This is a genomic window from Dactylosporangium fulvum (assembly GCF_025137375.1).
In the GTDB taxonomy this organism is placed as follows: Bacteria; Actinomycetota; Actinomycetes; order Mycobacteriales; family Micromonosporaceae; genus Dactylosporangium; species Dactylosporangium fulvum.
In genome coordinates, this window is the sequence record NZ_CP073720.1 from 1886076 (window position 1) to 1899792 (window position 13717).

Sequence of the window (13717 nt, forward strand, 5' to 3'; positions counted from 1 at the left end):
GGGTCCGATGCAGGTGGTTCGGTCAATATTTCCCTCTTATGAGGGGTTACGGGGCGTTCGCCACTCCCGGCGGCAGGAACCGGGATCCGGTCACCTTCTCCGAGATGCCCTCCCGGTCCAGGTACGGCGTCACGCCGCCCAGGTGGAACGGCCAGCCGGCGCCGAGGATCATGCACAGGTCGATGTCGCGCGCATCGGCGACGACACCCTCGTCGAGCATGAGCCGGATCTCCCGCGCCAGGGCCTCGGTGGCCTGCTCGCGCAGCTGCTCCGCGGTGGACGGCCGGTCGCCGACCTCCAGCAGGGCGACCACCTCCGGGTCGGGATTGCCGTCGGCGTCGGTGAAACCGCGCTTGCCCGCGCCGACCACCTTCGCCAGGTTGGGCGACACGCCGAAGCGGTCGGGAAACGCGTGGTGCAGCGTCTCGGCGACGTGGTGCGCGACGGCCGGGCCGACCATGGTGAGCAGCGCCATCGGCCGCATCGGCAGGCCGAGCGGGTCGAGCGCCGAGTCGGCGACGTCGATCGGGGTGCCCTCGTCGACGGACGACGTCACCACGCCGAGGAAGCGGGTCAGCAGGCGGTTGACGACAAACGCCGGCGCGTCCTTCACGAGCACCGAGGACTTCTTCAGCGCCTTGCCGACGGCGAACGCGGTGGCCAGGGTCGCGTCGTCGGTCTGCGCCGCCCGTACGACCTCCAGCAACGGCATCATGGCGACCGGGTTGAAGAAGTGCAGCCCGACCACGCGTTCCGGGTGGGCCAGGTCGGCCGCCTGCTCGGTGACCGACAGCGACGAGGTGTTGGTCGCCAGGACACAGTCGTCGCGGACGATCTTCTCGATCTCGGCCCAGACCTGCTTCTTGACCTTCAGGTCCTCGAACACGGCCTCCAGCACGAGATCGGCGTCGGCGAACGCGGCCTTGTCGACCGAGCCGCTGACGAGACCTCTGTACTTCGCCGCCTTGCCCGGATCGAGCCGCCGCTTCGACACCAGCTTGTCGATCTCGGCCTGGACGTAGCCGACACCTTTGTCGACGCGCTCCTGGTCGAGGTCGGTCAGCACGACCGGTACCTCCAGGCGGCGCACGAACAGCAGCGCCAGCTGGGAGGCCATGAGACCGGCGCCGACGATGCCGACCTTGTTGACGTCGCGCGCCAGGCCCTTGTCCGGGGCGCCGGCCGGCCGCTTCGCGCGCCGCTGCACCAGGTCGAAGGCGTAGAGGCTGGCCCGCGCCTGGTCGCCCATGATGAGGTCGGCGAGGGCCTCGTCCTCGGCGGCGGTGCCGTCCTCGAACGACGCCTCCTTGGCCAGCGCCAGCAGCTCCAGGGCTCGGTTGGCGCTGTCGACCGCGCCGTGCAGCCGCTCGTCGAGCTGTCGCCTGGCGAAGAACAGCACGCCGTCCCACATCTCCCGGTCGATCTCCGGCCGGGTCACCGTGACCGTGCCGTCGACGACGCCCTCGGCCCACTCCAGCGAGCGCTCGAGGTAGTCCGCCGGCTCGAAGATCGCGTCGGCGATGCCCATCTCGTGCGCCTGCGCCGGCCTGAGCTGCTTCTGGGTGAGCGGGTTCTGCAGGATGACCTGCGCGGCCGCGGCGATGCCGATGAGGTTGGGCAGCAGTTGCGTGCCGCCCCAGCCGGGCACCAGGCCGATCGCGACCTCGGGCAGGGCGAGCGCCGCGGCACCGCTGCTCACCGTGCGGTAGTGGCAGTGCAGGGCGACCTCGAGCCCGCCGCCCATCGCCGCGCCGTTGACGAACGCGAAGGTCGGCACGGTGGAGTCGCGGAGTTTCCGGAAGACGCGGTGGCCGTACCGCCCGAGCTCCAGCGCCTGCTCGCGGGAGGTCAGCAGCGGCATGCCGGTGATATCCGCGCCGACGCAGAAGATGTACGGCTTGCCGGTCAGCGCGATGAACTTGGGCTGCGCCGCGATCGCCTCGTCGATCGCCGTTTCCAGGCTGGCCAGGCCACCGGGGCCGAACGAGTTCGGCTTGGTGTGGTCGAAGCCGTTGTCGAGCGTGATGAGCGCGGCCCGCTCACGGCCCGGCAGCGTCACGAAGCGCAGCAACGCCTTGGTCACGACCTCGTTCGGGTTCGTGATGGTCGTGGTCACTTGCCACCCTCCCAGTTCGGGTTCTCCCAGATCACCGACGCACCCATGCCGATGCCGACGCACATGGCGGTCAGGCCGTACCGCACCTCGGGGTGCTCGGCGAACTGGCGCGACAGCTGCGTCATCAGCCGCACGCCCGAGGAGGCGAGCGGGTGGCCCACGGCGATCGCGCCGCCCCACGGGTTGACGCGCGGGTCGTCGTCGGCGATGCCGAAGTGGTCGAGGAACGCGAGCACCTGCACCGCGAAGGCCTCGTTGAGCTCGAACAGGCCGATGTCCTCGATGGTGAGGCCGGCCTGGCGCAGCGCCTTCTCGGTCGCCGGGACGGGGCCGTAGCCCATGACCTCGGGCTCGACGCCGACGAAGCCGTACGACACCAGGCGCATGCCGACCGGCAGGCCCAACTCCCGCGCGACGTCCTCGGCGGCGATGATCGCGGCGGTGGCACCGTCGTTGAGGCCGGCCGCGTTGCCCGCGGTCACCTTGCCGTGCGGGCGGAACGGCGTCTTGAGCGTGGCGAGCTTCTCCAGGCTGGTCTCGCGCGGCGCCTCGTCGGCGGTCGCCAGGCCCCAGCCGGCCTCCGGGTCGCGGGTGGCGACACTCACCAGGTCGGGCTGGAGCTTGCCGGCCTGGTACGCGGCGGCGGTCTTGACCTGCGACGCGTAGCCGAACTTGTCCGCGCGCTCCTTGGTGATGCCGGGCAGGCGGTCGTGCAGGTTTTCCGCGGTCGAGCCCATGACCAGCGCGGACGGGTCGACCAGCTTTTCCGCCAGGATGCGCGGGTTGGGGTCGACGCCTTCACCCATCGGGTGGCGGCCCATGTGCTCGACACCGCCGGCGATGGCAACGTCGTAAGCACCGAAGGCGATGCCGCCGGCGACGGTGGTCACCGCGGTCAGGGCGCCGGCGCACATGCGGTCGATGGCGTAGCCGGGGACGGTCTTGGGCAGCCCGGCCAGCAGGGCCGCGGTGCGCCCGATGGTCAGACCCTGGTCGCCGGTCTGCGTCGTGGCGGCGACGGCGACCTCGTCGACCCGCTCGGGCGGCAGCTGCGGGTTGCGCCGCAGCAGCTCCCGGATGCAGCGGATGACCAGATCGTCGGCGCGGGTGTTGGCATACATCCCACCGGCCTTGCCGAACGGGGTGCGCACGCCGTCGACGAAGACGACGTCGCGGACGGGACGGGGCACGGGAGTCCTCCTAGCAACGAGTTACGCCCAATGTTACTCACCAGTAGGTGCCGTGGGCTGTGGACCGGACCACATCCCGGGACGCATCACCCCCGACATGCCTCGCCTCGGCCTGTCGCGAGGCTGCCTGGGCGCCGTGCATGATCACGGATGTTTCGGTGGGCTGGAACGCGCAAAACGTCCACGATCATGAAAAGTTGCGACTCCGCCGCACTCGGACCACAAACAGCGGCACGCGCCCGCTCGAGAGCTTCCACTCAGAGCGGGCGCGTGCCGTACAGCAGGCTCAGGCCGGCAGTTGCAGTGCCGCGGTCAGGCCCGGTGCCACCAGGGCAACCTGCCAGGGCCGTGCGCCGTAGCCGGCGAGCACCGCCGCCACGGCCTCCTCCGTCAACTCCTCCGGAGGGGACCAGGCCAGACGGCGTACCGAATCCGGGGTTATGAGGTTTTCCGGAGGCACCCGATATGCCGTCGCCGAGCCTGTCACCACCTCGCGGCACCGGGCCAGGCGCGCCGCAGCCGCCGGGTCACGCTCGGCCCAGCGGTGCGGTGGGGGAGGACCCTCCGACGGCGGGGTCGTGGGCAGTTCCTTGTCCGACAGCGCGCGGGCATCGGACAGCGCGGTGAGCCACGTCGGGGCCAGGCGGCGCACCGACCGGCCGCCGAAGCCGGCCAGGGCCAGCAGGCCACGCTCGTCCTTCGGGTCCGCCTCGGCGGCGGCGATGATGGCGGCGTCGGCCAGGACACGGCCGGGGGAGGCGTCGCGCCGCTGCGCGATCTCGTCCCGAGCCTGCCAGAGCGCCCGCACCCGGGCCAGGGCGCGCGCGCCGCGGACCCGGTGGATGCCCGACGTGCGGCGCCACGGGTCGGCGCGGACCCGCGGCGGGTCGCCGGCCGAGGCCACCAGCGCCGCGAACTCCTGCTTGGCCCATTCGGTCTTGTCCTGCCGATGCAGTTCCTCGGTCAGGGTTTCGCGCAGCTGGAGCAGCAGCTCGACGTCGAGTGCGGCGTACGTCAGCCAGGAGGTCGGCAGGGGCCGCGTGGACCAGTCCGCCGCCGAGTGGTGCTTCTCCAGCGTGTAGCCCAGCAGCGACTCGGTCAGCGCGGCCAGGCCGACCCGTTCGAACCCGCACAACCTGGCGGCGAGCTCGGTATCGAACAGCCGGGTGGGGCGTAGTCCTAACTCGGTGAGACAGGGCAGGTCCTGGCTGGCGGCGTGCAGGACCCACTCGGTCGGGGAGATCACCTCGTCGAGCTCGGGTAGCTGGCCGAAGGGTAGTGGGTCGATGAGCACGGTGCCCGCGCCGGCGCGGCGCAGTTGAACAAGGTACGCGCGATGCGTGTACCGGTAGCCGGAGGCGCGCTCGGCGTCGACGGCCACCGGGCCGGTGCCCTGGGCGAGTCGCTCGACAGCGCGCACCAGCTCGGCCCGGTCCACGATCGGATCGGGTGTCCCGTCTCGGGGGGCGGTCAGCAGGACGGGCTCGGTCGTGTCGTCCGGTTTGTCCGGACTGTCTGGCTCCTCGTCCCGACGCCGCGCGGGGGGTTCGTCGGTCACGCCGACCACGGTACGTTGCGCCACAGGTGTGCCGGTGCAGCCGGTCCGGCGCGTCGGGTTGTTGGGACCTTACTGCGACCTTGAGATGGGTCAGACAGGCGCCCACGCCGACCGGTACGGTCGCGTGCGCAGGACCACCGGTCCTGTCGGCAGGTTGCTTCTGTCCAGAGGTTGCCTCGGAGGTCGCGGGGCTTGTGCTGGCCGTCTAGGGTGAGGCCGACTGATGACGTTGCAACATGGCTGCCTGCGGGTGGGCACACGTCCGGTGAAACGGGCGGAACCGTTACAGGAAGGAAACGAGAAGCATGACGGCCGGGTATGACCCCTCCAACCCGGTGGCTTCCGGCACCTCCGATTCGTTCGAACGGCCGCGGCACACAGACCGCCCGGCCGACGAACCGGAGCGACTCGGTCCACTCCCTCCGCGGATGACGTCCACCGGATCGTTCCCGGCGGTGTCCAGCACCGGCCAGATTCCGGCCAACACGGGCTCCCTTCCTGCCCAGCAGACGAGCGCATGGCCGGTCTCGGCACCCGCACAGCCGGTCTCGGCACCCGCAGGCCCGCCGCCGCACAGCGCGCCGCCCATGACCGCTCCCGCCCGGCGCAACGGCGTCGCCGCCTTCGCCCTGACGCTGGCGGTGATCCTGCTGATCGTGGTCAGCGTCCAGGCTGCGTTCATCGTCAACCTGCAGCAGCGCCTCGGCAAGGCCGAGGACCGCGCCGCCGCCGCGCAGAAGACGGACGAGGAGCGCATCAAGGCACTGGAGGGCCGCGCGGACCAGCTCGAAACCAAGACCGGCGGCAACCTCGACGCCGCCGAGGTCGCCGCGAGCGTGCGGCCGAGCGTGTTCCGAGTCTCCACCAAGTACTCCACCGGCACCGCGTTCGCCATCGGCAAGGCCGCTTCGGGCGGCGGCACCAACTTGATCACCAACTACCACGTGGTCGAGCAGGCCTACGTGAAGAACGAGAAGGACGTCAGCCTCGAGCGCACCGATCAGCGCTTCCCGGCCCGCATCGTCGAGGTGCACCCGGACAAGGACCTGGCCGTGCTGCACTCCGACGAGCAGTTCGCGCGGCTGGTTCCGGCCGCGGCGGTGCCGAAGGTGGGTGAACCCGTGCTCGTCGTGGGATCCCCGTACGGGCTCGAGGACACCGTCACCACCGGCGTGGTGAGCGCGTTCCGGACGATGCAGGGCGAGCAGCTCATGCAGTTCGACGCGGCGATCAACCCGGGCAACTCGGGCGGGCCCGTGTTCAACGCGAAGAAGGAGGTGGTCGGTGTCGCGACGCTGAAGGCGAGGGAGGCCGAGGGCATCGGCCTGGCGATTCCGATCACCGTGGTCTGCGAGACGATCAGCTTCTGCTGATTCGTATCCCGGTTCCTACGTTTCCCGGCCTCGCCGGGGCACCACCAGTCGTCGCGTCCCGGTCGTGACGGCCGAACGACTCCCCCGGGGCGCTGCCCGGCGGGACCATCAGGAGGAAGAACATGTCATACCCCGGAAACCCCCAGGGGAACCCGAACGAGGGATACGGCTACCCCGACCCGAACGCGCCCGCCGGAGCCTACCCGCCACCGGCAGCGCCCTACAGTGAGCAGCCCGTCTCGCCGTACGGCGGCCCGGTGCCCCAGCAGCCGGCCCCGCTCCACGACCAGAGCACCACGCAGCTGCCGACCTACAGCAACGAGGGCTCCTACAGCCTCGACCCGTCGGTCTCCGCGCCGCCGACCGCGCCGATGCAGGCCAACCCGCCGATGTCGGCTCCGCCGATGTCCGGCCCGCCCCTGTCCGGGCCGCCCATGTCGGGCCCGCCCAACATGTACGGCCCGGTCTCCGGTGCTCCGGCGTTCCCGGCCCAGCCGGTCGGCTACCCGCCCGTCGACCAGCCGAAGAAGAAGAGTGTCGCGGTCCCGATCCTCGCGAGCCTGCTCGCGCTCGCCGTGATCGCCGCCGGTGTTTTCGTCGGCCTCTACATCGACAAGAGCGGCAAGCTCGACAAGTCGGAGAAGCTCTCCGCGCAGCGTCAGGAGACCGTCGACACGACGCAGAAGGACCTGGACACCACCAAGGCCGACCTGCAGAAGAAGGCCGACGAGCTGACCAAGGCCCAGCAGGACCTGCGCGGCACCCAGGCCGACAGCACCGAGGCGAAGCGCCAACGCGACGTCGTCGGCAAGTGCCTCACGCTGCTGCTGCAGTTCATCGACGCCGCCAACAACGGCGACCGGACCACGATGCAGAACAAGCTCAACGAGCTGGACAAGCCGTGCGACGAGGCTTCGACCCTGCTCGGCATCTGATCTCGGGCAAGTGATCCCGGACGGGCCGGCGCTTCCGGGCGCCGGCCTTGCTCATGCCCGCTTCATGCCCGCAGGGCGGTGACCCCGGGCGGGGGGAGTCCCGCCGTCGAGGCCAGCAGCGCGCACCAGGCGTGAGCGTGGGCCTGCATGTCGTCGTCGGTCGGCGTCCACGACGCGCGGATCTCCAGGTCGGCCGCCGTCGGCGGGCCGGCCAGCTCGCCGAAACGGGTCGAGAGGGTCTGCGTGACGGTGCCGCCGATGGCCGTATACGCCGCGCCGTGGCCGTCGAGGGCGTCGGTGAGCCAGCTCCAGCCCACGCCGGGCAGCAGCGGGTCGGCGGCGAGCTCCGCCTCCAGTTCGGCGGTCACATACGTCACCAGGCGCATCGTGCCGTCCCACGCGTCGTGCCCGGCCGGGTCGTGGAGCAGGATGAGCCGCCCGGTCGCGACCTCGTCGCCGTGTCGGAGGACCGTGCCGCCCATCGCGTGCGCGAACGGTGCCAGCCGCTGCGGCGCCGGCACCTCCTCCAGCGTGATCTCCGGCCGGGCGGTCACGGCACGCAGCTCCTCCACCGCGCGGGTGAACGTCGAAGGAGTCGCGATTTGTGGTGCCATATCGGAAGACTAAGAGAGAAAGTCGCGCAGGGGGTGCCGCCGCGCCGCCGCCACGCACGGAGTGCAACGATGGTTGCGCTATGGATGACACGACGAAGGTCCTGTTGCGCGCGATCCGCGGTGAGGCCGTGCCGCACACGCCGGTCTGGTTCATGCGTCAGGCCGGCCGCTCACTGCCCGAGTATCGCGCGGTGCGTGCCGGGATCGGCATGCTGGATTCCTGCCGGCGGCCGGACCTGGTCACCGAGATCACCCTCCAGCCGGTGCGCCGGCACAAGGTCGACGCGGCGATCCTGTTCAGCGACATCGTGGTGCCGCTGCAGGCGGCCGGGATCGACCTGGACATCGTCGCCGGCACCGGCCCGGTCGTCGCCCACCCGGTGTCGACCATGGCCGACGTCGAGGCGATCCGTCCGCTCGAGCCCGAGGCCGTCGGCTTCGTCGCCGAGGGGGTCCGCCAGTTGCAGCGGGAGCTCGGCACGACGGCGCTGATCGGGTTCGCCGGTGCGCCGTTCACCCTGGCGAGCTACCTCGTCGAGGGCGGGCCGTCGAAGCACCACGTGAAGACCAAGGCGCTCATGTACGGCGCGCCCGACGTCTGGAACGCGCTGTGCGCCCGCCTCGCCGAGATCACCCTGACGTTCCTCCGCGTCCAGGCGGAGGCCGGTGTCGACGCGGTGCAGCTGTTCGACTCGTGGGCGGGTGCGCTGTCGGAGGCCGACTACCGCAAGTACGTGCTGCCCCACTCGGCGGCGGTGCTGGGCAACCTGCCGGAGGGCCTTCCCAGGATTCATTTCGGCGTCGGTACCGCCGAGCTGCTGACCGCCATGGGTGAGGCGGGCACCGACGTGGTGGGTGTCGACTGGCGCACGCCGCTGGACGTCGCCGCCAGCCGGGTCCCCGGCAAGGCGGTCCAGGGCAACCTCGACCCGTGCGTGCTGTTCGCGCCGTGGGAGGTCGTCGAGCAGGAGGCTATGCGCGTGCTCGCCGAGGGTGCCAAGGCGCCCGGCCACATCTTCAACCTGGGCCACGGCGTGCCCCCGGAGACGGACCCCGAGGTGCTGACCCGCCTGGTGGACCTGATCCACCACGCGCGCTGAGCGTTCAGTAGGACGGGCTCCAGCGCGGCCAGCCGTGGTCGCCGGCCAGCTGGGCCAGGCGCGAGGCGAGCATCAGCGTGGTCGACGGCTCGCTGCCGGCGAGCCGGTCGTGCACCTGCTCGGCGATCTCGGGTGCCCGGTACTCGGCGTGCTCCAGCACCTGGAGGGTCACCGTCCACCAGTACCGGTCCTCGTCGGTGGCGTGCGGCGCGCCGGTGCGGAACCATTCGGCGAGCCCGTCGAGCAGGTCGTCCCCGACGCCGTCGGGGTCGGTGAGGCGCAGCGCCGCGCAGACCCGGGCCACCACGTCGTCGTCCCAGCCGGCGAGGTGGCCGCGGACCAGCGTGTGCAGCGACGAGTGGCCGAGCGCGCCGGCCGCGTCGATCTCCAGCGAGTAGACGTTGTCGCGGGACAGCCGCTCGTGCAGGACCGGCAGCGCCCGCTCGTCGCGCCGCCGGGCCAGGCCGAGCAGCGCCTCGCAGCGGGTGTCGTCGTGCGGGTCGTCGAGCCGGGCGGCCAGCGCGTCGCGGACCACCGGGGAGTCCACTTCGGACAGCTGGGTGCCCAGCGCGAAGCAGGCCCAGTCGCGCACGTCGGGGTCCTCGTCGGCGCTCAGGGCGAGCAGGGCCCGCACGGTCTCGTCGGGTGGCGACTCGCCGAGCACGCTGGGCAGCGCCTGCGCCACGGCACGGCGCACCCGGGGATCGTCGTGGTGGGCCAGCGGCAGCAACAACGGTAACGCAGCGTCGTCATAGCACCACGCAACGGCGTCGGCCAGTTCCGCCGGCGCGGTTGTCGGGGAGTTGAGCAGGGCGGCGATGGTGTGCGCGGTCGGCTCCGAATCGTCGAGCGGGGTCGCCTGGTCGACAAGTCCGGCCACCTCGGCGAGATCCGTCAGGTCGGCGATCACCTCGGCGAGCGGGTCGTGCCCGGACGCATCGGCGGAACGGCCACGCGGGTCCGCGGGGTCGTCCGGCGAGGGTACGGAGGACGCGAGGTCGCTCATCCGTGAGAGTGTGCGCGCGTTCGGCGAGATCTTCCAGAGGGGTTCGCCCCACAGATGGACAACACCCGGGTGACGATCACCCGACCCGTCGACATATCGACGCACATCGGGTGATCAGCCATCTGGCTGATCGGCCACAAGTTGATCACGTTTGGCAATCGAGCTGTTGCGGAGCGTGCCTGTCGTGCGTTCGGCGTTGTCCGTGAGGGCGCCGGACAGCGGAGGAGGGTGGGTGCGTCCCGCCCTGGTGCGGCGGAACCGGTGCCCCGGGTGGTGCGGCCGCCCGTTGCTGTAGGCGCTCTCGTTGCTGTTGCCGTGGTGCTTCCGCCGGTTGCTGTGGTGCTTCCGCTCGTTGCCGCGCGTGTCGGGCGCATGCGCGCCACTCAGGGCGGTGTCCCATGATCGAGGGAAGCTCCTGGTCGCCGGGGCAGCCAGAGGTTTCCCTCGATCTGGAGCCGCGAGTCGAGGCGGAGCCGGATGCACCGCGCCGGCTCCCGGCGGCCGGTGCTCATCCCGCGCCAGGGGCCGCTCGGTGTCCACCCGGCGCCCCGCGATCGCTCAGCGACCCCGGCTCTCCAGGCGCAGTGACTGCCACGAGCCGTCGGCTGCCCAGCCGCCGTCGACGGAGAGGGCTGCGCCGTTGACGAAGGCGCTGCGCGACGGGTCGGCCAGGAACGCGACGGCCTGGGCGATGTCGTCCGGCTGGGCGAAACGGGCCATCGGGACGTGGTCGGTGATGTCGCGGTCGCCGTAGGCCCCCGACGCCTGTGACTCGCCGTCCATCTCGGTCTTGACCCAGCCGGGACACACCGCGTTGACCCGGACGCCGCGGCCGCCCCACTCGACCGCCAGCGTGCGCGTGAGGCCGATCAGGCCGTGCTTGCTGGCGTTGTAGGCCACCCGGTCGGCCACGCCCATCAGGCCCGCCACCGAGGCGATGTTGACGATCGAACCGGTGCCGCGCACGAGCATGCGCCGGCCGAACGCCTGGCAGAGCAGGAACGGGCCGGTCAGGTTGACGTCGAGCACCCGGCGCCACTGGGCCGCGCCGGTGTCCTCGGCCGGGGCGATGGAGGCGATGCCGGCGTTGTTGACCAGCACGTCGGTCCGCCCGAAGCGCGCCTCGACCTCGGCGACGAACTGCGCCACGTCGGCCTCGTCGGACACGTCGCCGACGAACGACAGTCCGTCGAAGCCGGGCACCGGTTGCCGGTCGAACACCGCCAGCCGGTAGCCCTCCGCGGCCAGCACCTCCGCCGTCCGCCGCCCGATGCCCTGTGCCGCCCCGGTGATGACCGCCACTCGCTCGTCCGTCATGCCGCGACAATAGACTCGGGGTATGACAAAGCGCGTCGTGGTCGTCGGTGGTGGCATTGCCGGTTTGGCCGCGGCGCACCGGCTCGCCGGCGCCGGCGTCGACGTGGTCGTCGTGGAGCAGGGCGAGCGGCCGGGCGGCAAGCTGCGCACCGGCACGCTCGCGGGCGGCCCGGTCGAGCGGGGCGCCGAGTCGTTCCTCGTCGCCGACCCCGCCGGCGGCCCCAGCGCCGCGCTCCGGCTGGCCGAGGCGGTCGGGCTCGCCGGCGCCGTGGTCCACCCCACGGCGGGGCGCGCGGCCGTGTCCCTCGACGGCAGCCTGCGTGACCTGCCCTCCGGCACGCTCATGGGCATTCCGCTGCGGAGCGAGGAGGCGGTGCCGGACGTGCCGTCCGCCGCGCCGCTCCTGGCGCCCGGCGGCGACGTCACCGTCGGCGAGCTTGTCCGGCCGCGCCGCGGTGACGCGGTCGTCGACCATTACGTGGAGCCGCTGCTCGGCGGGGTCTACGCCGGACGGGCCGACGCATTGTCGCTGCGGATGGCACTGCCCGCCCTGGCCGATGCCGCCGAGCGGTCGCACACGCTGACCGAGGCCCTCCAGGCGGCCGTGGCGGCCCGGTCGGGCCCGCCCGGCGGGCCGGTGTTCGGCACGATCGAGGGCGGCATGAGCCGGCTCGTCGAGGCCGTCGCCGCCACCCTGCCCGACGTGCGCCTGGGCCTGCCGGTGCGCGCGCTGCACCGGCACGGCGCCGGCTGGCGGCTCACCGTCGGCTCGACCCGCGACGCGGGCACGCTGGACGCCGACGGGGTGGTGCTGGCGGTGCCGGCGACCCCCGCCGCGCGACTGTTGTCCACAGTGGATGGCGTCGCGGGAGTGCCGCTGGACTACGCGAGCGTCGCGCTCGTCGCGCTGGCCCTGCCCGTGACCAAGCTGCCGGACCTGTCGGGCTTCCTGGTGCCGGCCACCGAGGGGCACGCGGTCAAGGCCGTCACCTTCTTCGACCGGAAGTGGGCGCACCTGCAGCGCCCCGGCGTCACCGTGCTGCGCGCCTCCGTCGGCCGGCACGGCGACGAGCAGGTGTTGCAGCGCACCGACGTCAACCTGGTCGAGCTGGTCCGCCACGAGCTCGCCGTGCTGCTCGGCATCGACGTGCTGCCGGACCACGTCGACAGCGGGGTCTACCGCTGGGGCGGGGCGCTCCCGCAGTACCGGCCCCATCATCGTGAACGCGTGGAGCACCTCCGCGCGACTCTGCGCACGCACCCGGCCATCGCCGTCGCCGGTGCCGCCTACGACGGCGTGGGCATCCCCGCCTGCGTCAAGTCCGGGTGGGCCGCCGCGGGTTCGGTGCTCGAGGGATTGGGAGAATAGTCGCATGACCAGCAACGCCGCACGCATCCGCGAGATCAACGACACTATTCGCTACACGATGTGGTCCGTCTTCCGCGCCACCGGCCCGCTCGACCCGGCGAAGCGCGACGAGACGGCGGCGGAGGTCGCCGCGTTCTTCACCGACCTGGCCGCGAAGGACGTCGTGGTGCGCGGCACCTATGACGTGGCCGGCCTGCGCGCCGACGCCGACATCATGGTGTGGTGGCACGCGCCGAGCGCGGAGGCGCTCCAGGGGGCGTATTCGGCGCTGCGCCGCACCGCCCTCGGCCGGCAGCTCGCGCCGGTCTGGTCGCAGATGGCCCTGCACCGCCCGGCGGAGTTCAACAAGAGCCACATCCCGGCGTTCCTGGCCGACGAGCGCGTCAGGGAGTGGGTCTGCGTCTACCCGTTCGTGCGGTCGTACGAGTGGTATCTGCTGCCCGACGACGAGCGCCGCGCGATGCTCGCCGAGCACGGCCAGATGGCCCGCGGCTATCCCGACGTGCGCGCCAACACGGTGGCCAGCTTCGCGCTGGGCGACTACGAGTGGATGCTGGCGTTCGAGGCGGATGAGCTGCACCGGATCGTCGACCTGATGCGCGAGTTGCGCGCGGCGAGCGCCCGCCGTCACGTGCGCGAGGAGGTCCCGTTCTACACGGGCCGCCGCCGTGACATCGCCGACCTGGTGGCCAACCTGCCCTGAGGTCAGGACGCGGGCCTGCGCATCGGGACGTGCTCGATGCCGTCCTCGACGAAGGCCGGTCCGGAGGGCTGGAAGCCGACGCGCTCGTAGATGCGCATCGCGTCGGTCTGGGCGTCGAGCACCGTGCCGCGGCCGGGGCCGATGTGGTCCAGCGCGGCCTGCAGCAGCCGGCCCGCCAGGCCCTGGCCCCGGGCGGACTTGGCGGTCACCACGCGGCCGATGCGGGCCGAGCCGTCGGGCTCGGTGAGCACCCGCAGGTAGGCCGCCGGCTCGCCGTGCTCGTCGTCCAGCCAGAGGTGGACGGTGCCGGGCTCGGTGTCCCTGCCGTCCAGTTCCGGGTAGGCGCACTGCTGCTCCACCACGAACACGTCGCAGCGCAGTTTCAGCAGGCGGTAGAGGGTCGGGGCGTCCAGGTCGGAGAACGTTGCCAGCACGG

12 protein-coding genes are annotated in these 13717 nt (G+C 72.0%); 5 read left to right on the forward strand and 7 right to left on the reverse strand.

Features of this window, described 5'->3' with window-relative positions; all coding sequences use genetic code 11:
- Nucleotides 1–46: 46 nt before the first annotated feature.
- From Dfulv_RS08780 to Dfulv_RS08790, 3 genes are all read right to left on the reverse strand, one after another.
- The gene (locus Dfulv_RS08780) at nt 47–2116 is read right to left on the reverse strand and encodes a 3-hydroxyacyl-CoA dehydrogenase NAD-binding domain-containing protein (RefSeq protein ID WP_259862143.1); all 2070 of its coding nucleotides are present in this window, start codon (nt 2114–2116) and stop codon (nt 47–49) included.
- On the reverse strand, nt 2113–3306 hold the full coding sequence (locus Dfulv_RS08785) for a thiolase family protein (protein WP_259862144.1): 1194 nt from the start codon (nt 3304–3306) through the stop codon (nt 2113–2115). The genes Dfulv_RS08780 and Dfulv_RS08785 overlap by 4 nt, the downstream gene beginning before the upstream one ends.
- A 286-nt stretch (nt 3307–3592) precedes the next feature.
- On the reverse strand, nt 3593–4864 hold the full coding sequence (locus Dfulv_RS08790; protein ID WP_259862145.1) for an HRDC domain-containing protein: 1272 nt from the start codon (nt 4862–4864) through the stop codon (nt 3593–3595).
- Nucleotides 4865–5292: 428 nt separating this feature from the next.
- Here Dfulv_RS08790 and Dfulv_RS08795 point away from each other — a divergent pair, with 428 nt between their 5' ends.
- Both Dfulv_RS08795 and Dfulv_RS08800 read left to right on the forward strand, forming a co-directional pair.
- The gene (locus Dfulv_RS08795; RefSeq protein ID WP_259862146.1) at nt 5293–6237 is read left to right on the forward strand and encodes a S1C family serine protease; all 945 of its coding nucleotides are present in this window, start codon (nt 5293–5295) and stop codon (nt 6235–6237) included.
- Between the two features lie 122 nt (nt 6238–6359).
- The gene (locus tag Dfulv_RS08800; protein WP_259862147.1) at nt 6360–7172 is read left to right on the forward strand and encodes a hypothetical protein; all 813 of its coding nucleotides are present in this window, start codon (nt 6360–6362) and stop codon (nt 7170–7172) included.
- A gap of 62 nt (nt 7173–7234) precedes the next feature.
- On the opposite strand, the gene Dfulv_RS08805 is transcribed toward Dfulv_RS08800, so the two are convergent.
- Entirely contained in the window at nt 7235–7786 is a 552-nt protein-coding gene (locus tag Dfulv_RS08805; protein ID WP_259862148.1) for a DUF3000 domain-containing protein, read from the reverse strand.
- A gap of 80 nt (nt 7787–7866) precedes the next feature.
- On the opposite strand from Dfulv_RS08805, the gene hemE reads away from it, so the two are divergent.
- Nucleotides 7867–8886, forward strand: coding sequence for a uroporphyrinogen decarboxylase (gene hemE, locus Dfulv_RS08810; RefSeq protein WP_259862149.1), 1020 nt, complete (start codon nt 7867–7869; stop codon nt 8884–8886).
- A gap of 4 nt (nt 8887–8890) precedes the next feature.
- Here the strand turns inward: hemE and Dfulv_RS08815 are convergent, their stop codons facing one another.
- Both Dfulv_RS08815 and Dfulv_RS08820 read right to left on the reverse strand, forming a co-directional pair.
- Nucleotides 8891–9892 (reverse strand): HEAT repeat domain-containing protein, encoded by a 1002-nt coding sequence (locus Dfulv_RS08815; RefSeq protein WP_259862150.1) that lies wholly within the window; start codon nt 9890–9892, stop codon nt 8891–8893.
- Between the two features lie 558 nt (nt 9893–10450).
- The gene (locus Dfulv_RS08820; protein ID WP_259862151.1) at nt 10451–11209 is read right to left on the reverse strand and encodes an SDR family NAD(P)-dependent oxidoreductase; all 759 of its coding nucleotides are present in this window, start codon (nt 11207–11209) and stop codon (nt 10451–10453) included.
- Between the two features lie 22 nt (nt 11210–11231).
- Between Dfulv_RS08820 and hemG the strand changes: the two genes are divergently transcribed.
- Both hemG and hemQ read left to right on the forward strand, forming a co-directional pair.
- Entirely contained in the window at nt 11232–12578 is a 1347-nt protein-coding gene (gene hemG / locus Dfulv_RS08825) for a protoporphyrinogen oxidase (protein ID WP_259862152.1), read from the forward strand.
- A gap of 4 nt (nt 12579–12582) precedes the next feature.
- Nucleotides 12583–13281, forward strand: coding sequence for a hydrogen peroxide-dependent heme synthase (gene hemQ, locus Dfulv_RS08830; protein WP_259862153.1), 699 nt, complete (start codon nt 12583–12585; stop codon nt 13279–13281).
- Between the two features lie 2 nt (nt 13282–13283).
- On the opposite strand, the gene Dfulv_RS08835 is transcribed toward hemQ, so the two are convergent.
- Nucleotides 13284–13715, reverse strand: coding sequence for a GNAT family N-acetyltransferase (locus Dfulv_RS08835; RefSeq protein WP_259862154.1), 432 nt, complete (start codon nt 13713–13715; stop codon nt 13284–13286).
- Nucleotides 13716–13717 lie beyond the last annotated feature (2 nt).

Coding starts and splice junctions, on each gene's coding strand:
- Dfulv_RS08795 (WP_259862146.1), top strand. CDS start 5,293: ATGACGTCCACCGGATCGTTCCCGGCGGTGTCCAGCACCGGCCAGATT.
- hemG (WP_259862152.1), top strand. CDS start 11,232: ATGACAAAGCGCGTCGTGGTCGTCGGTGGTGGCATTGCCGGTTTGGCC.
- Dfulv_RS08805 (WP_259862148.1), bottom strand. CDS start 7,786: ATGGCACCACAAATCGCGACTCCTTCGACGTTCACCCGCGCGGTGGAG.
- hemE (WP_259862149.1), top strand. CDS start 7,867: ATGGATGACACGACGAAGGTCCTGTTGCGCGCGATCCGCGGTGAGGCC.
- Dfulv_RS08820 (WP_259862151.1), bottom strand. CDS start 11,209: ATGACGGACGAGCGAGTGGCGGTCATCACCGGGGCGGCACAGGGCATC.
- Dfulv_RS08815 (WP_259862150.1), bottom strand. CDS start 9,892: ATGAGCGACCTCGCGTCCTCCGTACCCTCGCCGGACGACCCCGCGGAC.
- hemQ (WP_259862153.1), top strand. CDS start 12,583: ATGACCAGCAACGCCGCACGCATCCGCGAGATCAACGACACTATTCGC.
- Dfulv_RS08800 (WP_259862147.1), top strand. CDS start 6,360: ATGTCATACCCCGGAAACCCCCAGGGGAACCCGAACGAGGGATACGGC.